Genomic DNA, 20,820 nt, shown 5'->3' with positions numbered 1-20,820 from the left:
AATAAATTTTAATTCTTTAAAATTGATGATAAGAAATATAATAAGATCAAAACAATTATTTTTTGTTTTGTTAGCCCATTTTTTGAACATATCAAGTACAACAGGACAGACTGTGAATACTAATAGCAAAATTCTTTTTTCTACTCATGAAGTAAAACCAAAAGAGACTATATATAGTATATCAAATATGTATAATTTAAGTACAGGCGAATTGATTGAACTCAATCCTGAACTTAAAAATGAGGGGATTCAGTTGGGGATGTCTTTAAAAGTACCTGTTGTTAATGCAGAGGGAGCAAATCAAGTTAAAAAGGGCACTGATGTTTCGAATTCAGTTAATAGTCAGAATCAGAAATCACAATCAAGTTTTGTTGGAGAAATCAACCCTTCAATTTCTATAAATTCTAGTAAAGATGGTGCCGATAAAAAAAGAATAATAGATTTTTCTGATAATTATATGTTACTACTTGGTAGAGAATTTGCTGAAAACAAAACAAGAGAAGGTCAAACTTATAAAACGAAAGAAAATTTCTTTTCAATTGTAGATTTTAATTTCAAACAATTTAATAAGATTAGCTCAAAGCAAAAGCTGCAACCATTAGCTTTAAACGATGAAAATGATAATTATCCGATTTACAGATTTGATAAATATAATCTAAAAATGCTTAAAATTGCCCCACTGATGAGTAATGGGAATTCATTTTTGTTCGTCAATTACAAAGAGAACCTTTTATATACAATTAATACACAAACAAAAGGTAATAGCGTTCCTTGTACAGGATATTGGCATAAAAGCGATTATTATGTTGAAACAGAAAATTATTTTTTAACAAGTTCTTTAGACCTTGTTGTAGAAATGATTCAGGCGACTAGGAATGATAAAAAAAAGAAAATTTATGTAGTATATGATAAAAGCAGTAAAATAATAAAAACTGAAACAAAAAATAAAGATTTTACTATATATGACTGCGTTTATTCAAATCATAATGTTCCACCTAATTCAAAAATGAGAAGATTGCGGTATGAAAATTTAAATGAATCATGTGCATTCACTCCTAATGATATTTGTGCTTACGCTCGTGTTCCACAATGGAAATATTTAGATGGAAAACCTTCTGCAATAAACCCTGATGAAAGTATTTATAGTGCATATATAGATTTTTTTAAAAACAGTAATGAACCTTCGATGCCAATATATACATATGAATTCAAGTTTGATAAAGGAAAAGTTGATAACGCAATTGTTTCTCTTGATATGAAATACATTTTAATCAATAATAAATTTGTTTATGCCCTACCATCAATTGAAATTTCAAAATAATGAAAAAAGTAAAAACAACATTTGTTTTATTAATTATAAGTATTAATTGTTTTTCGCAGATAAAAATCGATATAAAAGAAAAATCAAAAGACAATATCGAAAATGAAATTCAATATAAAGCTACAGATAATTATTCCCAAAGCGGTGGATATAAAATATCCAATGCTGATTACGAAAACAGGAGTTACCACGAGGAATTTACAAAAATATTTAACATTGGTTGTCCAACAATTGTAACTTATAACAAACAAACTAAAATTATAACAGCAAACTATGCTGGTGATTTATTTTTTTATGACTTACCAACTGGCAGATTAGAAAAAACTATAGCATTTTCGAAACTTGGAATTGCAATGTTAAATACAACAGGCTCTAACAAGAACTCCATAATTACAAGTCTATCTTTAACTGACAATGAGCAATATTTAGTCATAAAAATATATAATTTTAACGGGACAAAAGATAAATTTATTGACTATTATATTTTAGATTTAAACACAACAGAATCAACAACATCCTCACGATTAACTGGATTATATTTGCTTTATTCATTTCCAAAAATGGAATTGTTAAATGAAGCAAAAATCTTAAATACTAACCCAAAATATTTTCAAGAAAAAGCAATATCAAAAATACAAGAATTAAGCAGTTCAAAGAAAAAATTCAAAATGAATAAACGATTTGATGGTGTTTATTTTACCGCCAATAATTTTGTTCCTCTAAAATTTATCAATTTAGGAGATAAAACTCATTTTGATGCGATAGATTTTTTTACTAACCTCCAAGGGCGTTTTAAACGAAATACAACGATTAACAATTTTTCAGATTTTACAGAGACTGTTTCAAATAATTATTTATTGAATGACGTAATTCAAAATTCAAAAGGAACATTCGCTTTATTCGGCACAAGTTACGGCTCTAAAAACAATGCAGTCTTAACAAAAATTGATGATCTATTAAAAAATGTTGACGGGTTATACGATAAGGCAATCTCAGAAATCAATTCATATTTCAAAGCAAATGTAATTGGAAACAATCCAAAAGTAGTTGAATATAAAAGAGACAAATTATATCTCAAATATGAAAGTGATAAATATTATTTCATAAGCCCATGGCTAGACCAAACTATCAAATCTGATAAAGTATTAAATATTTGGGGTAATAGCTATGAATGGAAATATTATAAAGCAATAAGTGAATTGAATAATTTAGGATTAAATCTTCCAATATTTTTTGATAATAATACAATTGGCAAATATACTTTTATGGGTTGGATAGAGAATAAATTATCCATTTATAATTTATCTCTTAGTCAAATCAACAATTTTGAAAATCCACTTAGCGAAAATCAATTAACATTTCAAAAGATACTGGCAAATAGGATTGATTTTAATCCATTACTTCCAGAAAATAATAATTCTGAGACAGTAGTTGACAAGCAACCTTCAAAAGACATTGGAGAAAGGTCATGTGAGGTTTGTGCTGGAACAGGTATTGTGCCAGACAAAGTTCGCAATGGATATATTAGAACATTTCAAAGAAATCCTTTAACTGGTAGCCCTGTAAAATGTTTTAATTGTAATGGCACTGGGAAATACACATTAGTAACGGGTGATTATGAAAAGAAAAAAATCATACAATTTGATAAATGGGCATTAAAAGATGTCAACGTATGTAATTCAAACAAAATTATAGTTGTATTCGAAACTAATAAAAGGACTTTTTTTCAGGAAAGCAGAGGAGGATATTTGATAAAAGGAAAATTAGCTAGTGACGAAAAATTAAATTATAGTTTTGTTATAGATAAAAACGGTAAAATAATTTTATCAAATAGTTCTGATTTAAACATTGCAGAAAAATGCAGTAATTACGCCCCTATTTATATTGGGCAATAATTCCAAAACGATAATTTAACAAATAAAAAATGGAAAAATAATTTCCAACAGTCTTTTTAAACATATTTAAAAAAGCAAAATTCAATTATTAACAATATGTAGGATTACTTATAATTCAAAATAACTAAAGTCGTAGCAAATCATTTATTTGTAAAAAATATGAAAAACAAAATCTTTTTTTTAATTGCAAGTCTAACCATACTAATTAGCTGTAAAAATGAAAATGAAAAACAGAAAAAAACTGTAACAAATGTTGAAAAAACTACAGAGAAAGGAAAACAGTTGAATGTAAATGACATTATTGGTAAATGGATTGAACCGCATAATGCAGAAAACATGAATATTACATTTGATAAAAATGGTCAATTTATTTTTAATACTATTGACAATAAAGACAATACAATAATATATAGGGGCAAATATAAGCTTAAAGGAGAAACAGTGATTTTAACTTATCAAGACGGCTCTGAGTATGTTTTTTCCTATGTAAAAGATGAGGGTATGCAGGAATATTGTTTAGCTTCACTAGATTATAATATGGTGAAACAAGATGAAGGTGTCGAGGTTAATTCAAGATACAGTAATTTGGTACTAAATATAGAAAATGAAAACAATTTACTTATTAACTCTGTTGAAATTGATAAAGTTTACGATTTTAAAGTTAAAGAGTACAAAGTCAAAATTATTGTATTAAGCTCAGGTGGAGCAACAGATTTTGGTGCTTATCGCAAAACATACTTAGTTTTTGATAACGGTCATGAAATGCCAAGAAGATATGCTCTTTTTTGTATAGGAAACTTTGGGACTTTAGAAAAAGTAATTCAAATAAAGCCCGATGTATTAAAATTAGAAGGAAAATTGTTTAGAGAAAATGACAAAAATGAACAAATTTGTAATAATTGCAATATTGAAGCAGATATTGATATTTCTAATTTAATTCAACAGGAAGAAGAGAGAGATAAACTGAACGATGAAAGCGAAGGTAATGTTAATTCCCAAATCAAAGTTTCAATAAACACTGTCCCATAAATTTTGTAAATTAAAACGTTAATGCTCCGATTATAAAATCGGAGCATTTTCGGTAAGTTCCAATAAGCAGCATAAAGAAGAAAGTTTTGAAATTAGAGAAACAAAACTATTCACCTCTATAACCAATTACCGATATTCCGTTATCATCGAAAAGCTTTTTAAATTGCTCTAGTTTTGCATAATCTTCATTCTTTAAAAGGTCTTTATTAAAGCTTGACGAGAATGTTTTACAATTATAACAAAATTGAAGGTACTCAAAAACATTTCCTTTAGCGTCAAAAAATAAAACGGCATATCCTGTTTCCGAACAATTTCCTTTGCCGACAATATTTTCTTCAATACTTTTTGAAAATAATATGTTGTATAACTTTTCATATTTTGATTTATGCAATTTCACCAACTGCTCAAACTCTTCGACATTTACCTTTCCATTTGTCTTCGGAATTTCGACACATTTAATTTTAGAAAGTGTGTCATTTACAAATTCTAAATTCTGAAAAGAAGCAAGCATAATAGACTTTGCTTTGTTAAAAGGATATTTATCTAAAACAATATTCTTAGATTGTCCTGTCGACCAGTTAAATATGAAGATTGTAATGATAATTAACAAATTACGACACATGTGTTTTTTTGTTTTTATTTAAACGATATACTAATTTCAAATTTGAAACAAAATCATTTTAAGTGTTCCAAATGCAAGTATTTCTCGTCTGTAAAATTTTCTCTTGCTGAATCAGTTCCCCAGCCTTCAGAGTTTAAATATTTATATATAAAGTCATATTCAATCAAAAGCGTTTCATCCCCTAACTTTGTATTTTTCAGTTCTTCAATAGTCGAAGCAGCAACTCCAAAATTGTCTGCTACATAATTAGATTTTCTCGTAAGTACATCGTTTTCAATAACCTCTTCGTAAAAATACTTTTCATAATAAGACAATTGCAATTGCCCATTTTTAAATTTCGCCAACCGAGCTTCTTCAACAGTTGACTGATAATACACTAACAAAATCAAAGTATCCATTTTTTTTGAAATCTGTTTTAAAATTTCATCAAAAAAATACAGACCGAAATGAAAGTCGAACTCAACTTCGACCCAGTCTTTACTTAAGTTTTTTGAGACTATTATTGTTAGATTTGTACCATCAAAAGAATTTTCTTCGTGTGGTACATTATAAAACCACCACTTATTAGTATCAAGCCATATTTCTCTACCAATTGGCAAGTATTCCTTTAGCTCTTCTATTATGGTTTCAATATTATTACACTTAATACTCGTCTGTGAAAATGTTCCCATCTTATTTATAATCTGTTCTTTACTTTTCAAAAATATTCAAAAGAGCTTTTCGTTTTACAAAACACTTTTAAAACCCAAATAAAAGAATATCAAGATTTACAAAAACTGAAAATCAATCAATTACGACTCTATTTTATTAGATGATTCGAAAAAATTAGTGCTCTAACCATGAATTTAATGTACATTTGCACAAAATTTAAAGCAAATGACTACTTTCGAAAAATTCAATCTCCCAAAATCATTACAAAAAGCAGTTGACGAATTAGGATTTGTTACGCCTACTCCAATTCAGGAAAAATCTTTTTCTGTAATCATGTCTGGACGCGATATGATGGGAATTGCACAAACCGGAACCGGTAAAACATTTGCTTATTTACTGCCTCTTTTAAAGCTTTATAAATTTACGCATACCAATACTCCAAAAATCGTAATTCTGGTTCCAACCCGTGAATTAGTAGTTCAGGTTGTAGAAGAAGTGGAAAAATTGACTACCTATATGTCGGTTAAAACGCTTGGAATTTATGGAGGCGTAAATATCAATACGCAGAAAAAAGCCGTTTACGAAGGTGTTGACATTTTAGTGGGAACTCCAGGAAGAACTATGGATTTAGCGCTGGACGCTGTAGTTCGTTTTGACGAAACTCAAAAACTGGTTATCGATGAATTTGACGAAATGCTGAATTTAGGTTTCAGACCACAGCTTACTGCTCTTTTTGCAATGATGAAAACCAAACGTCAAAACATCTTGTTTTCTGCAACAATGACGGATGAAGTTGATGACCTCTTAAATGATTATTTCGATTTTCCTGAAGAAGTTACGCTTGCTCCCTCTGGAACTCCGCTTGAAAAAATTACTCAGATCACCTATAATGTTCCGAATTTCAATACAAAAGTAAATCTCTTAAAGCATTTACTGGAAAACGACGAAAGTATGAGTCGTATTTTGGTTTTCGTAAACAATAAGAAAATATCTGATATGCTTTTCAATCGTATAGATGATTTGTTTGTAGGGCAATTTGGTGTCATTCACTCTAACAAATCTCAAAATTACCGTTTGAGTACAATGGCTGAATTTCAGGAAGGAAATCTTCGTGGCTTGATTACAACCGACGTTATGGCAAGAGGTTTGGATATTTCTAACATTACACACGTAATCAACTTTGAACTGCCGGAAGAACCAGAGTTGTATATGCACAGAATCGGACGTACAGGTCGTGCAGATGCAACAGGAACCGCAATCAGTTTTGTTACTCCAAGAGAAGAAGAATACAAAATAGAAACGGAACTTTTGATGAATTTGGAGCTGGAAGTTGCCGATTTCCCTGAAGAAGTTGAAATTTCAGACAAATTAATCGAACCTGAAAAAGACAAACTTCCAAGAAAGTTTTTAATGAAAAAACCAAAACTAGAAGGTGATGGCGCTTTTCATGAAAAATCTAAAAAGAACCAGAAAGTCAACCTCGGCGGTCCTTCAAAAACCAAAAAGAAAACTCACGGTTCTGTTAATAGAAATATGTTGAAGACTAGAAACGAGAAGAAGAAGAAAAAATAACTTTTTTTTAAGTTACAAAGGTTCAAAGCAACAAAGTGACAAAGTAATAAAAAAGGCTCAAAAGTACAGTTTTAAACCTCTGTACCTTTGAGCCTTTGTTTCTTTGAACCTCAAAAAAACTATATTTTCGTAAACAAAAGTCCAACCGGAGAACATAATTCGATTTTTTTTCCGGTATTGGTTAACTTACCTGTCGTTTTATCTCTTTTAAAAATAACAACATCATTGGTATATTGATGTCCTACCACAAGAAAATTTCCTGTAGGGTCAATGGCAAAATCTCTTGGTCCTTTTCCTAAAGTGCTCACCTGCTCTACTTTTTCAAGACTTCCTGCTTTTCCGATTTTAAAAACCGAAATCATATTGACATCACCGCGATCTGAAGCGTATAAAAAGTTTCCGTCTGGCGAAATTTTAATTGCAGCAGAGCTTGTTGCGCCTTTAAAACCTTCTGGAAGTAAACTGATTTCTGAAATTTCCTTTAAACTACCGCTTTTATCGTAAGCAAAAGTCGTAAGTGTTGCGTCTAATTCTTGAATTAAATAGACATATTTTCCGTCTTTGCTGAAAGTAAGATGTCTTGGTCCGCTTCCTGATTTTACTTGCACGCTTTCTTTTAAAGTCAAAATTTCATTTTTAGAATTCGGATTGTATTTATAGATAAAAATTTTATCCTCTCCTAAATCATTCACCAAAACAAACTTTTTGTCTGGTGTAAATAATACCATGTGAACATGTGCTTTTTCCTGACGTGCGGCGTTTGGCCCTTTTCCTTCATGCTGTATTAACTGCTGAACTGTAGTAATGCTCCCATTAGCTTTTTTCTTAAAAACAGCAATACTTCCTCCTGAATAATTCGCCACAATCACATTCTTATCATCATTAATAATATGACAAGGATCGGCACCAAGAGATTCATTGGTATTTAAAAAATTAAGTTTTCCCGATTTAGAGTTGTATCCAAATGCGCTTACTGCACTTTTGGTTCCGTTTTCGTTTACGGCATAAATAAATTTATTATCTGCAGAAACCGATAAATAACTCGGGCTGATTACATTTTCTGACGAATTTTTCTCTTTAAAAGAACCAGAATCGGCATCAAATTCGTAAACATAAATTCCGTTACTCTGACAGGTATTGGTATAAGTTCCTATCAATAAATTAAACTTCTGCTGCGCTTGGAGACTCATGCAGGCTAAAACTGTAAAAAACAGTGTATTTAATTTCTTCATATTTTTTTGTTTTTTGAATCAGCTAAAATACGCATTAAAATATTTTCATTGTTATAAGTCAAAATAGAAAATTTACATTTTAAAACTATTGATTATTAATCCAATAAGCCATTCTAAAACGTAGACATTGTCATACTTATTAAAAAGCAGACCATACCGATATGCTAAAAACAATTTTACACATTCAATTAAAATTTTGTATTTTTGACCAGCATCTTCGCGAAAAACAAAACGTAACGAAGTAAATCAAAGCCGGAATGCATTTTAAACACCCTGAGATTTTATACTTTCTGTTTTTATTGATAGTACCAATTGTGGTTCATTTGTTTCAATTAAGACGTTTTCAGACTTCCTATTTTACCAATGTCCGATTCTTAAAAGAGCTTGCCATCCAGACCCGAAAAAGTTCAAAAATAAAAAAACGACTTTTACTGGCCACGCGTTTATTACTGCTTACAGCTGTAATTGTTGCTTTTGCGCAACCTTTTTTTGAGGCAAAAGACAGTAAAAATGCCTCAAACGAAATGTATATTGTCTTAGACAATTCCTTTAGTATGCAGGCAAAAGGAAAAAAAGGAGAATTATTAAAACGCGCCATTCAGGAATTATTAGAAAATACTCCAGAAAATACGCAGTTCTCACTTTTAACCAATACCGAAAATTTCTGGAATACCGATATTAAATCGGTCAAAAGCGCACTTCAAAACCTTAAATACAGCGCCACTCCTTTTGAGCTTTCGTCTATTACAGCCAAAATCAAAGCGCACAAATCGGCTCATAAAAAAGATGTTGTAATTATTAGCGATGCCATCGGACTGAAAGAAAACGACATTAAAAACATCGATTTTGATGAAACTCCTTATTTTATAGTTCCAGAAGCAGAGCAGAAAAACAATATTTCTATCGATAGTGTTTACATTGTCCAGACTTTAGAGAATTTTTACGAAATAGGTATTGATTTATCTGCATACGGCGAAGATTTTAAACCTGTTTCTACTGCTTTATACAATCAGAACAAACTAATTGCCAAGACGATTATTAATTTTGATTCGAAGAAAAAGAAAATAAATTTCACTATTCCAAAAGAAGCATTCCACGGTTATGCTGCGATTGAAGATAACGGATTGCCATACGACAACAAGCTGTTTTTCAGCATTTCTAAAAACAAAAAAACAAATGTAATCAGCATTGGTGAACCTGAAAAAAGCAGTTTCTTATCACGAATTCATACTTCTTCAGAGTTTAATTACAATAATTATCCAATTGAAGCACTGGATTACAATAGCTTAGACAAACAAAACACCATTATTTTAAACGAGCTGACCGAAATTCCACAAGCATTGCAAACCACTTTAAAAGCTTTTGTTTCTAAAGGCGGTAATTTGGCAATAATTCCTTCTGACAAAAGTTCGATTTCAAACCTAAATACTTTTTTAGGCAATTTTGGCAAAATTCAGTTCAAAAATTTAGAAAACAATCCTAAGCAGATTACTAAAATCAATTTTGATCATCCTTTGTTTTCAGGTGTTTTTGAAAATAAAATCACAAATTTCCAATATCCAAAAACAAATTCATCGTTTGCAGTCTCGAGCCCTTATCCAGCGGTTTTATCTTATGAAGATCAGAGCGCTTTTGTAACTGCAATTCAAAATCCGGTTTCTGGAATTACTATTTTTGCCGCTCCAATCAATACTGTAAATTCTAATTTTCAGCAATCACCACTTATTGTTCCTTTATTTTATAAAATCGGACAGAACAATCAGAAAACGGGTGTAAACGCTTTAACGATAGGAAACAATATTCCTTATTTTGCTGATGTTTTATTGACAAAAGATGCGATTTTAGAAGTAAAAGGAACGGAAGATTCTTTCATTCCCATTCAGCAGATTATGAATAATAAAGTCAAACTAACCTTTAACGACTTTCCTGAAACAGCAGGAAACTATGGAATTTTTGACAAAAAAGAGCAGGTAGAAAATGTCAGCTTCAATTACAAAAGAACAGAAAGTGATTTAAGCCAGCCTAACACAAAAATAATATCAGATTTTAAAACAGCCGATACGATTTCGACTATTTTTAACACGCTGCAAACTGAGCGAACAGACAGCCAAATTTGGAAATGGTTTGTTATCTTTGCATTGCTGTTTTTAGCATTAGAAATGGCGATTATAAAATTTGTAAAATGATTTTCAAATTATTCGTTTAGTATGTCATTTCGACGAAGGAGAAATCACACATGCTGAGAACATTTGGAACGGAATATCTAGTGAGATTTCTCCTTCGTCGAAATGACAAAGCAGAATCTTTAAAAAAAAATAAATTTCTCTACATATGAAAATAATCATCAAAAGCGCCAAAATCATCGACTCAAAAAGTCCGTTTCATAATCAGACTGTTGATCTTTTAATTGCAGATGGTTTAATAGAAAAAATAGGAGTTTCTCTTCCAAACGACGATGCCGAAGTAGTAAGATTTGATGATCTTCACATTTCGCAAGGCTGGTTCGACAGCAGTGTCTCTTTTGGAGAGCCAGGCTACGAAGACCGAGAAACTATAGCAAACGGACTGAATGTTGCGGCAAAAAGCGGTTTTACAGCCATTGCGTTACAACCCAATTCATTACCAATTATTGACAATCAATCTCAGGTAAATTTTGTAAAAAATAAAGCAAATGGTTTTGCTACTGAAATTTTCCCGATTGGAGCTTTAACAAAAGCCAGCGAAGGAAAAGATATGGCAGAACTTTTTGATATGAAAAATTCAGGAGCTATTGCTTTTGGAGATTACAACAAAAGTATCGACAACGCTAATATCCTAAAAATTGCGCTACAATATGTCCAAGATTTTGATGGATTGGTCATTGCTTATTCACAAGATCCAAACATTAAAGGAAATGGTGTTGCAAACGAAGGAATCGTTTCGACCAGATTAGGTTTAAAAGGAATTCCGAATCTAGCAGAAGAACTTCAAATCTCAAGAAACTTGTTTTTACTGGAATATACAGGAGGAAAACTTCATATTCCGACAATTTCTACCGAAAAATCAGTTGAATTGATTAGAAAGGCCAAGGCTAAAGGTTTGCACGTAACTTGTAGTGCATCGGTGCATCATTTAGTTTTAACAGATGAAAAACTGGACGGTTTTGATACTCGTTTCAAAGTGACTCCCCCATTGCGAACTGAAGTTGACAGACAAGCTTTACTTAACGGAATTGCCGACGGAACTATCGACATGATTACATCTGACCACAATCCGATTGATATTGAATTCAAAAAAATGGAATTTGATACAGCAAAAAACGGAACAATTGGTCTAGAAAGTGCTTTTGGAGCTTTATTAACGGTTCTTCCTGTAGAAACAATTGTAAGCAAACTTACTGCCTCTAGAAGCGTATTTGGTCTAGAAAACGCTACAATTGAAGAAGGTGCCAAAGCAAATCTTACCTTGTTTACAACCGAAGGAAAATCAACTTTTACAAAAGAAAACATCCTTTCAAAATCTAAAAATTCTGCTTTCTTAGGAACTGAATTAAAAGGTTCTGTTTACGGAATTTTCAATCAAAATCAACTCGTTACAAAATAATAAAAATGAACAATACAGTCGAAGAAGGAAAATCAATTGCCATTACCAGTTATATCCTAATCATTGGTGTCTTAATCGCCATGAGCATGAATTCTGAGAATAAAAATTCTTTTGCTTCTTTTCACATTCGTCAAGCTTTAGGCTTGTCTTTAACTTTTATTTCCTTGGGAGCCATTATCAGTAATTTCGATAGTTTTTTTATCACTTTTCCAATGTGGATCTGTATTTCGATTCTTTGGACTTTTGGTATTTTCAATGCTATTCAAGGGCAAATGAAACCAATTCCTTTGGTTGGAGAATTGTTTCAAAAATGGTTTCGTAAAATTGGATAAACTTTTAAATTCCAATTAAAAAAATCCAAATTCCAACACTAGACGCTCCAAAACTTTGTCAAAGCTTCAAACTTTGACAAAGCTCAAACTGAACACTGAAAATCTGAACACTGAATACTAAAAAAATGAATTTATCTTTAGAATATAAAATAAGAGAACCAAAAGTAATTTTAGATAAAAATCCGCTTTTACTGTTGTTACACGGATACGGCAGCAATGAGGCCGATTTGTTCTCATTTGCTTCAGAGCTTCCTGACAATTACTATATAATTTCTGCTAGAGCACCTTACGATTTACAATACGGTGCTTATGCTTGGTATGCCATTAACTTCGATGCAGACCAAAATAAATTTTCTGATAACGAACAAGCCAAAACTTCGAGAGACGTGATTGCTTCTTTTATTGATGAATTAACGGCAAATTATCCAATTGATGCTAATGATGTTACTTTAATCGGATTTAGCCAAGGATCCATTTTAAGCTATGCTACAGCACTTTCTTATCCTGAAAAAATTCAGAGAGTTGTTGCAATGAGCGGTTATTTTAATGAAGAAATCATTAAAGAAGGTTTTGAAAATAACGATTTTAAAAACCTAAAAATATTTGCCTCTCACGGAACAGTAGATCAAGTTATTCCGATTGAATGGGCTAGAAAAACTCCCGCAATATTAGAGAAATTAAATATCCCAGTTACTTATAAAGAATATCCTGTTGGACATGGAGTTGCTCCGCAAAATTTCTTTGATTTTAAGAATTGGCTGATTAGTTAGTGTCCAGTGGTCAGGAATTTTAGTATTCAGTCACTATTTTGAATCACTAACGTAAATCTATACAGCATAACTAAAAAGTTTCTTTAGTAAAAAATAATATGAGCAATTATAAAATCATTAATTCTAGAAATATTTTTATAATTACCCTTATCGTTATTCCGCTAACTATTTTATTGGTTTGGGTTTTAGGCCTGGATAATCACAGATCATTGTTTGCAAATTCACTTTTGTCTACCACAATTTTATCTGTTTCTTTCTTTTTATTTATTTCAATCGGTCTATTTAATGGAACCAAAATTAAAAACGATCTCGGTGTTCTAGAACAAGAAAACATCTTTTTTCGTAAAAATTCGATTATAGAGATGGATATTCCAGAAATTGACGATGGGTTTGCCGGAATCTTATTCAGTCTCTTATTATGGTTTATTATTTCTATAGCCGGAAGTTATCTCCTTTGGATGTTTGAAACCGCAGCTTGGATCATACTCTTAAACTTCATCGGAATCTTATATTGGATTTTCTTCCGGGCTTTGAGACTTGTTTTTAAGAAATCAGCTGTTTGCAAGGGTAATTTTCTAAAAAGCGCCGCTTATGGTTTTGGCTTTACCCTATTATATAATTTTTGGATTTATATGATTATTTTGATGGCGCATTCCATATACTAAGACCTAAACAGTATTTTTGCAATCACGTAAAACTGGGACAAAAAAAATAGGATTTAAAAAATCCTATTTCTGATATAACCAAGTTTGATTTACTTCGAATGAAATGCTTTCATCTGTGTTAACGAAGTATTTTAAAAGAACTTCTCCCCACATTTCTCCGTTGCTGTAATCTGCAATAATCCATCTGTGGTTTAAAATTTTCACTTTATTGATGATAAATTTGTTTGGCCCAATCTGATCTTGTCCTGTATAAGGATTTCCTTTTGGATTGGCATTAAAATCTAACAATTTCTCTGTTACTACCGGAATCAGTTTTTCGTGAAGAATGATTTTACCACCCGAAGCGGTATTGTCAAAGTAGTTTTGTGCATTTTCATTGTGTTCTAACGAAAAATAATCGGCTTCGTCTAATTTTACTTTTACCAGATTTATGCTGTCTCTTAATTTTTTTGTCGTTTTTTCGTATCTGTTCTGCTCGAATTTCACTTCCTGACTGTAAAACATATAAGTAAAAAGGTTCATCAATACAGCTAAGATGAGAAGGTAAAGCATTAGGGATTTTTTCATTTTTTTCGTATAATTAAATTGTAATTTCTAAATTATCATAAGCCAAGAAAACATTTTCTGGAAGTTCTTTCTGAACTTCTTCATGAAATCCTAATACATGGCTGATGTGTGTTAAATAAGCTCTTTCGGGTTTTACCAGTTTAATAAAATCAAGTGCTTCTTGAAGATTGAAATGAGTATCATGCGGTTCTACGCGCAGTGCATTTACCACCAAAACTTTAAGATTTTTAAGCTTGTCTATTTCAGCCGAATCAATAGTTTTAACATCTGTGAGATAAGCAAAATCATCGATTCTGTAACCAAAAACTTGTAGGTCGCCGTGCATCGCGTTAATAGGAATGGCCAATTTATCACCAACCTCAAAAGGTTTGTTGTTATGGACTTCTATCGTTTTAACGCTTGGTGCGCCTGGATATTTATTTACAGTTTCAAATACATAGTCAAAGCGTCTTCGTAAATTATCTAAGACACGTTTATGTCCGTAAATCGGAATTTCGCCTTGTCTAAAATTAAAAGGACGAATATCATCTAAACCAGCCGTATGATCGGAATGTTCGTGAGTAAAGAGAATTGCATCGAGTTTTCGGCAACCACAAGAAAGCATCTGTTGCCTGAAATCGGGACCACAGTCTATGACATACGAATGCTCGTCCCAAGTAATCCAAATGGATACGCGGAGTCTTTTATCCTTAGCATCAGTACTTTTACAAACAGGATGATCAATTCCAATAATCGGAATGCCTTGAGAAGTGCCGGTCCCTAAAAAATAGATCTTCAATTGGAGTTAATTTTTTTACAAAAATAGGATTATTTCTCTTTCATTAGAAGCCTAATTTGCTAACTTTGTAACAAATCTATTTAAAATAAAATGGGTACAGAAATAAAACTCAAAGGTGACAGAGTCATCGAACAGATTCCTTCTATAAAAGACAAAGCGTTACGCATTAATTTAAACGAGAATATTTACGGAACATTTGCTGAAATCGGCGCTGGACAAGAGACAGTTAGACATTTCTTCAGATCCGGAGGCTCATCAGGAACTATTGCAAAAGCGATGTCTGCCTATGACAAAGATTTTAGTGACGCGGTTTATGGAGTTGAAAGCGATGGCCGATATGTAACCGAAGAGCGATTAAAAAAAATGCTCACCCACGAAGGCCAGATCATAGAAGAGCGTCTGAGCAGAGAAAAACATCCTACGAAACTTTTCTTTAGTTACGCCAATACGGTAGCCACAATAGATTTTGCCAAACAATTTAAAGGACACGGCTGGGTCGGAATCCGTTATCAGATTGAACCGGATGAAGCCTACAACGAAATCATCCTTCACATTCGTTTTAAAGAAACTGACGCAAGACTGCAACAAGAAACACTTGGAATCTTAGGCGTTAACCTAATTTATGGTGCTTTTTATAAATACAACGACCCAAAACGACTGCTTCGTTATCTATACGACCACTTAGATAAAGATCAGTTAGAAATCGATACAATCAACTTTTCTGGACCGCGTTTTGCCGACGTTGACAACCGTTTAATAAGTCTTCAACTGGTTAAAAACGGAATGACTGATGCCGTAATGTTTAATCCAGAAGGAAAAAACATTCTTCCGGCTGCAATTCTTTATAAAAAGAATCTTTTGGCTCTAAGAGGAAGTTTCCGTCCGGTAACAAATGTAAATATGGACATGTATGAGAAATCATTAGAAATGTTTCTCAAAGAAAATAAGGTTGAAAAAAGCAATACACTTGTAATTTTTGAAATCACGCTTTCGAATTTACGCTCAGATGGCGAAATTGACGAACGCGACTTCATGGACAGAGCAGAACTACTTTGCTCACTTGGGCAAACCGTAATGATTTCGAATTTCCAAGAATATTATAAAGTTGTTGAATATTTTGCCAATTATACTAAAGCCCGAATGGGATTGGCAATGGGAGTAAATAACCTTGTCGATATATTTGATGAAAAATATTACCGCCATTTAAGTGGAGGAATCCTTGAAGCATTTGGAAAATTATTCTACCGCGATATGAAAGTTTTCTTATATCCGATGCTTGATGAAGAAGGTGTATTAATGAATTCAAACAACTTAAAAGTTCACCCAAGAATGAAAGAATTGTACAAATTCTTTAAGTTCAACGGAAAAGTTGTTGATATTGAAGATTATGACCCGAACATTTTATCGGTTTTCTCTCGCGAAGTCTTAAAAATGATCAATCAAGGAAAATCTGGCTGGGAACCTATGTTGCCATCGGGTATTTCTGAACTCATAAAAGAGCATCATCTTTTTGGATACCATCCGCAAAAAGAATTAGAACAAAATACATAGCGAAAAAAGTCCCTTTATTGGGACTTTTTTTTTGTTTCAGGATTTTTCTTGTTTCAGGTTTCAAGTTGTTTTGACGTGTAATTTTTAAACTTAAAACACACTAAGTTTTTCTTTTAGTCTCCACTTAAAAACGCAAAGTTCACAACGCTTTTTAAGGTTAGCTTTGCGAACTTTACGTTTAAATCTCGTTCGTTCGAAACCTGAAACCTGAAACAAGAAAAACCCTGAAACAAAATTTCTTATTTCAAAATCTGTGAAGCGTGTTCTTTTGTTTTTACTTTTTCGATAACCTCCTCAATGATTCCTTTTTCATCGATTACGAAAGTGGTTCTATGAATTCCGTCGTATTCTTTTCCCATAAACTTCTTTGGGCCCCAAACTCCAAAGGCATTTATAACTGATTTATCTTCGTCTGCAATTAACGGAAAAGGGAATTCGTATTTATCTTTAAATTTTAACTGTGCTTTTTGACTATCGGCACTTACTCCCAAAAGCTCGTAATTGTTAGCTTTAAAACGTTCAAAATTATCACGAAGATCACAAGCTTCTGCTGTACATCCTGGAGTGCTTGCCTTTGGATAAAAGAAAACCACTAGCTTTTTTCCAGCATAATCGGCCAATTCGTGTTTTTTCCCGTCCTGATCGGTTCCTGAAAAATTGGGTGCTTTATCTCCTTTTTTTAATGTTGTCATATCTTTTATATTTTAGATTTTAGATTTTAGATTCAAACAAAGATAACTCATAACTTTTAACTCATAACCTTTTCATGCCCCGGATTGAAGTGAAAACCCCGGAATTATGATGGTTATTATTTTTTGTATTTAAAAAGCGACCAACGGAAGCTCTTTTAAATACTTAAAAATAAAACCGGCATAATGAGGAGTTGAAACGGAAAGCCGGATTAGGCACATCATAAAAATTATAGTATTTTTACAGGGTTAAATCTACGGAAATGAATAAAGAAGCACGCGTACAATTTGTCATCAACACCTTAAAAGAGCTTTACCCTACCATACCTGTTCCGCTTGATCACAAAGATCCTTACACGCTCTTAATTGCTGTTTTGCTTTCTGCTCAATGTACAGATGTCCGTGTCAATCAAATAACGCCTTTGTTGTTTGCTAAAGCCGACAATCCTTATGATATGGTTAAGATGACGGTAGATGAAATTAAGGAAATTATACGTCCGTGTGGTTTATCGCCGATGAAATCGAAAGGAATTTATGGCTTGTCTGAAATTTTGATTGAAAAATATAATGGCGAAGTACCGCAGAGTTTTGAGGCTCTTGAAGCACTTCCGGCTGTTGGTCATAAAACTGCAAGCGTGGTGATGTCTCAGGCGTTTGGAGTTCCGGCTTTTCCGGTCGACACGCATATTCATAGATTGATGTACAGATGGAATTTATCGAACGGCAAAAATGTAGCGCAGACTGAAAAAGATGCTAAAAGATTATTCCCTAGAGAATTATGGAACGATCTTCATCTTCAGATTATCTGGTACGGCCGAGAATATTCTCCTGCGCGAGGCTGGAACTTAGAAAAGGATATTATTACCAAAACGGTCGGCAAAAAGTCATTAATTGCGGAGTTAGATAAAACTTTAAAAAAATAAGGCACAAAAGAAAAACCTTTGTGCCTTTGTAGCTATGCAGCTTTGTAGCTTTTTTTCAAACTACATTCCTGCTTTTAGAGAATTGTATTCACTTGTCATATCCAGCGAACGGTAAACTCCTAGAAGCGTTTTGGTAGCATCTGGATTTTTAGGCTCAATTACGAGAGCTTTTTTAAGATATGGAATTGTGCTTCGTGCAATGTCATCTTTTCTCGCATTTAACTTATCGTATTTCTGCATTTCTGAAGGCGAAGTTCCTAAAGTTGAAATCTCATCCATTACATCTTTTTTGAGTTGTAATTTCAAATAAGCCATACTAATGTAAGCGTCCAAATAATCTGGACTTAGCTCAAAAACGTAGTTATAAACAGCTTCTGCTTTAGAATATTCTTTTTTCTCTACATAAGAATAGGCAAGATTATTATTGACTTCCAGTTTTTTGGATGGAACCGTTTCGGTTCTTGGCTTTTCATAAAGTCCCTGCTGAATTGCAGATTCTCTTGCTTTTGGCGAAATAAAGATATCTTCTTCTTTCGTTTTCTTATTTATCGCGCAGTATAAAACTCCTTTTCCTGAGTAATTAAGTTTTTTTAAAGCCTCGTAGTATTTAATAGCCGAATCAAAATCCTTAGCGTTTAATGCCGAAGATGCAGCATTAAATAGATTGAGTGTGTCTTTTTTATCAAACAGATATACTTTGTAGCTTTTTTCTGCACTTTCTTTAAATTTACCCGCTTTAAAATCAGTCATTGCACCGTTTACGAGACTTGATTTCAAATCTTTTAAAGCAGCATTGGCTTTTACAGTAAATTTAAATTTACCAGATTCGTTTTCGTATAAAAATACATCCTGATAACACTGGGAAGCCATGGTAAAATTATTGGCTGCGTCTATATTTTTTACAGCCAGATCTTTTAATACATTTCCTTTTAAAAAGAAATAATCGGATTTGTCTTCGTTTGAAGCATTAAGGATAAGATATTCTGTTTTATTTAAAATTACCAGCGACTCCTGGCTTTTTCCTTTATCATACAATGATTGCGCCTCTTTGATTTGATCTTTTTGGGCAAACGCTCCAACATTAATCAAAAATAGGCAGGCTAAAATTTTAATATTCTCTTTCATTTTTTCGGTTAAGTTTTTTGTGTTAAATGATTTTTTAGGTTTGTTGAGGCATAGCAAAGAAGGATGATTTTAACATTATCACCTTGACTGCTTTACAATTGCGATAAAATATTTTCTGGTTCAAATATTCTCCGCACAAAATCAGATGTGTAGTAAACTTAACAGAATGAATCTGGGTAGTTTTTCTTCATAATTTATTGGTTATTGGTTAAACATTCTATCGTTTTAAATAAATTTTACTTTTATTAATCAACTTTGGAATTAGTAAAAAAAAGTACAATCAATATGCTTTCTTACTGCATAAAAAACTACTTTTTAACTAAAATAAGATTAATTATCAAATAAAAATAAAAAATCAAACAAAAGATTAAATTTTAACAAAAAACATTTAAAAACAAAGTAATTTCCTTATAAAATTTACTTAAAAAGATTCGAAAGACTAAAAAATTTATATAAAAAAACTCACTGCTTGTATTTGCATACCAGCAGTGAGTCTCTAAACCAAAAACGACCATTTTGGTTTTTATTAGATAAACATCCGACAAATATAGTGGGTTGTTTAGTTAGCTATGACCTCAAAACTTTTTTCATTAACTTTCACTACCGTAAGGGCTTGTGAATAATTTAATAAAAAAGAAATAACTTCTTTTTTAGGTTTAAGATTTTTAGAAGCTAATGCTTTTTTTGAGTAAATTTTCGCCATACTATCAAATGTTTTATATTAGTATAACGGACTAATTATCAAAATAGTATTAGTTGGTTAAAATAATTTGATGTTTATCTATTATTTTTCTTAAGTTCATTAGTGCGTAACGCATTCTTCCGAGTGCTGTATTGATACTTACACCAGTTAGTTCTGAGATTTCTTTAAAGCTCATATCCTGATACATACGCATAACCACGACTTCTTTCTGATCATCAGGAAGTTCTTCAATCAGTTTTTTCAGATCAAGTTCTACCTGATCTAAAATCATTTTGCTTTCTATTGTAAGCGAATCATCCGACATGATAGAAAAAATAGAAAACTCTTCTGTTTCTCTATACATCGGCATTTTTTTGTTTTTGCGAAAATGATCTACAATTAAATTGTGAGAAATACGCATAACCCAAGGAAGAAATTTACCTTCTTCGTTATAAGAATTGCTTTTTAAAGTTTTGATTACTTTAATAAATGTATCTTGAAAAATATCATTTGAAATATCTCTATCAGCAATCTTTGAATATATGAAACCATATATTTTAGATTCGTGCCTTTTTATTAATGTTGCCAAAGCAGCCTCACTGCCGTCAACATAATTTTTTACTAATAGAGCGTCTGGAATATGCAGATCAGCCATAATACTACTTTTTAGTTTTATTTTAAAATTGGAGTAATTTTTATAAAAAGTAGTTTTATTGTATAGGCGTATCTTTTTTTAGTTATGTTAATATTGTGACCAAATTTAACAAATATTTATTTTAAAAAGCAAATAAAATAAATAATAATTAGCAGTAAATCATTAATTAATAAAAAATA

General features: G+C 31.9%; 20 protein-coding genes. 11 read left to right on the top strand and 9 right to left on the bottom strand.

Annotated elements, in window-relative coordinates:
• Window positions 1-25: 25 nt before the first annotated feature.
• From ACFFLS_RS07910 to ACFFLS_RS07900, 3 genes are all read left to right on the top strand, one after another.
• Window positions 26-1,321: a LysM peptidoglycan-binding domain-containing protein gene (locus tag ACFFLS_RS07910; RefSeq protein ID WP_379685993.1), complete on the top strand. Its 1,296-nt coding sequence runs from the start codon at window positions 26-28 to the stop codon at window positions 1,319-1,321.
• Window positions 1,321-3,216, top strand: coding sequence for a hypothetical protein (locus tag ACFFLS_RS07905; protein WP_379685992.1), 1,896 nt, complete (start codon window positions 1,321-1,323; stop codon window positions 3,214-3,216). Before ACFFLS_RS07910 ends, ACFFLS_RS07905 begins: the two co-directional genes overlap by 1 nt.
• Window positions 3,217-3,375: 159 nt before the next feature.
• A complete protein-coding gene (locus ACFFLS_RS07900; RefSeq protein ID WP_379685991.1) occupies window positions 3,376-4,245 on the top strand; it encodes a hypothetical protein in 870 nt (289 codons plus the stop codon).
• Between the two features lie 106 nt (window positions 4,246-4,351).
• Here the strand turns inward: ACFFLS_RS07900 and ACFFLS_RS07895 are convergent, their stop codons facing one another.
• Together ACFFLS_RS07895 and ACFFLS_RS07890 are read right to left on the bottom strand one after the other, a co-directional pair.
• Window positions 4,352-4,867, bottom strand: a complete 516-nt coding sequence (locus ACFFLS_RS07895) for a hypothetical protein (RefSeq protein WP_379685990.1) — start codon at window positions 4,865-4,867, stop codon at window positions 4,352-4,354.
• A gap of 53 nt (window positions 4,868-4,920) precedes the next feature.
• A complete protein-coding gene (locus ACFFLS_RS07890) occupies window positions 4,921-5,538 on the bottom strand; it encodes a hypothetical protein (RefSeq protein ID WP_379685989.1) in 618 nt (205 codons plus the stop codon).
• 205 nt (window positions 5,539-5,743) lie between these two features.
• Between ACFFLS_RS07890 and ACFFLS_RS07885 the strand changes: the two genes are divergently transcribed.
• On the top strand, window positions 5,744-7,090 hold the full coding sequence (locus tag ACFFLS_RS07885) for a DEAD/DEAH box helicase (RefSeq protein WP_379685988.1): 1,347 nt from the start codon (window positions 5,744-5,746) through the stop codon (window positions 7,088-7,090).
• A 119-nt stretch (window positions 7,091-7,209) separates the two neighbouring features.
• On the opposite strand, the gene ACFFLS_RS07880 is transcribed toward ACFFLS_RS07885, so the two are convergent.
• Window positions 7,210-8,322, bottom strand: a complete 1,113-nt coding sequence (locus ACFFLS_RS07880) for a lactonase family protein (RefSeq protein ID WP_379685987.1) — start codon at window positions 8,320-8,322, stop codon at window positions 7,210-7,212.
• A 257-nt stretch (window positions 8,323-8,579) separates the two neighbouring features.
• On the opposite strand from ACFFLS_RS07880, the gene ACFFLS_RS07875 reads away from it, so the two are divergent.
• The 5 genes from ACFFLS_RS07875 to ACFFLS_RS07855 all read left to right on the top strand — a co-directional run bounded on the left by ACFFLS_RS07875 (window position 8,580) and on the right by ACFFLS_RS07855 (window position 13,671).
• The gene (locus ACFFLS_RS07875; RefSeq protein WP_379685986.1) at window positions 8,580-10,508 is read left to right on the top strand and encodes a BatA domain-containing protein; all 1,929 of its coding nucleotides are present in this window, start codon (window positions 8,580-8,582) and stop codon (window positions 10,506-10,508) included.
• A gap of 145 nt (window positions 10,509-10,653) precedes the next feature.
• Window positions 10,654-11,904, top strand: coding sequence for a dihydroorotase (locus ACFFLS_RS07870; protein WP_379685985.1), 1,251 nt, complete (start codon window positions 10,654-10,656; stop codon window positions 11,902-11,904).
• A gap of 5 nt (window positions 11,905-11,909) precedes the next feature.
• Window positions 11,910-12,236, top strand: coding sequence for a hypothetical protein (locus ACFFLS_RS07865; RefSeq protein ID WP_379685984.1), 327 nt, complete (start codon window positions 11,910-11,912; stop codon window positions 12,234-12,236).
• 125 nt (window positions 12,237-12,361) lie between these two features.
• Window positions 12,362-13,006, top strand: coding sequence for an alpha/beta hydrolase (locus ACFFLS_RS07860; protein ID WP_379685983.1), 645 nt, complete (start codon window positions 12,362-12,364; stop codon window positions 13,004-13,006).
• Between the two features lie 98 nt (window positions 13,007-13,104).
• Window positions 13,105-13,671, top strand: coding sequence for a hypothetical protein (locus ACFFLS_RS07855; protein WP_379685982.1), 567 nt, complete (start codon window positions 13,105-13,107; stop codon window positions 13,669-13,671).
• A 63-nt stretch (window positions 13,672-13,734) separates the two neighbouring features.
• Here ACFFLS_RS07855 and ACFFLS_RS07850 read toward each other — a convergent pair whose 3' ends face one another.
• Together ACFFLS_RS07850 and ACFFLS_RS07845 are read right to left on the bottom strand one after the other, a co-directional pair.
• On the bottom strand, window positions 13,735-14,238 hold the full coding sequence (locus tag ACFFLS_RS07850; protein WP_379685981.1) for a hypothetical protein: 504 nt from the start codon (window positions 14,236-14,238) through the stop codon (window positions 13,735-13,737).
• A 13-nt stretch (window positions 14,239-14,251) separates the two neighbouring features.
• Window positions 14,252-15,016 (bottom strand): MBL fold metallo-hydrolase, encoded by a 765-nt coding sequence (locus ACFFLS_RS07845; protein ID WP_379685980.1) that lies wholly within the window; start codon window positions 15,014-15,016, stop codon window positions 14,252-14,254.
• Between the two features lie 90 nt (window positions 15,017-15,106).
• Here ACFFLS_RS07845 and ACFFLS_RS07840 point away from each other — a divergent pair, with 90 nt between their 5' ends.
• Window positions 15,107-16,567, top strand: coding sequence for a TonB-dependent receptor (locus tag ACFFLS_RS07840; RefSeq protein ID WP_379685979.1), 1,461 nt, complete (start codon window positions 15,107-15,109; stop codon window positions 16,565-16,567).
• Between the two features lie 239 nt (window positions 16,568-16,806).
• On the opposite strand, the gene bcp is transcribed toward ACFFLS_RS07840, so the two are convergent.
• The gene (bcp, locus tag ACFFLS_RS07835; RefSeq protein ID WP_379685978.1) at window positions 16,807-17,259 is read right to left on the bottom strand and encodes a thioredoxin-dependent thiol peroxidase; all 453 of its coding nucleotides are present in this window, start codon (window positions 17,257-17,259) and stop codon (window positions 16,807-16,809) included.
• A gap of 260 nt (window positions 17,260-17,519) precedes the next feature.
• On the opposite strand from bcp, the gene ACFFLS_RS07830 reads away from it, so the two are divergent.
• Window positions 17,520-18,179, top strand: a complete 660-nt coding sequence (locus tag ACFFLS_RS07830; RefSeq protein ID WP_379685977.1) for an endonuclease III domain-containing protein — start codon at window positions 17,520-17,522, stop codon at window positions 18,177-18,179.
• Between the two features lie 60 nt (window positions 18,180-18,239).
• Here the strand turns inward: ACFFLS_RS07830 and ACFFLS_RS07825 are convergent, their stop codons facing one another.
• From ACFFLS_RS07825 to ACFFLS_RS07815, 3 genes are all read right to left on the bottom strand, one after another.
• Complete coding sequence (locus ACFFLS_RS07825) at window positions 18,240-19,304, bottom strand: tetratricopeptide repeat protein (protein WP_379685976.1); 1,065 nt, start codon at window positions 19,302-19,304, stop codon at window positions 18,240-18,242.
• Between the two features lie 559 nt (window positions 19,305-19,863).
• Window positions 19,864-20,007 (bottom strand): hypothetical protein, encoded by a 144-nt coding sequence (locus ACFFLS_RS07820; protein WP_379685975.1) that lies wholly within the window; start codon window positions 20,005-20,007, stop codon window positions 19,864-19,866.
• A gap of 49 nt (window positions 20,008-20,056) precedes the next feature.
• The gene (locus ACFFLS_RS07815; RefSeq protein ID WP_379685974.1) at window positions 20,057-20,641 is read right to left on the bottom strand and encodes an RNA polymerase sigma factor; all 585 of its coding nucleotides are present in this window, start codon (window positions 20,639-20,641) and stop codon (window positions 20,057-20,059) included.
• Window positions 20,642-20,820 lie beyond the last annotated feature (179 nt).

It is taken from the genome of Flavobacterium procerum, assembly GCF_042431625.1.
Lineage (GTDB): Bacteria > Bacteroidota > Bacteroidia > Flavobacteriales > Flavobacteriaceae > Flavobacterium > Flavobacterium procerum.
This window is presented reverse-complemented; position numbering and strand designations above follow the sequence as displayed.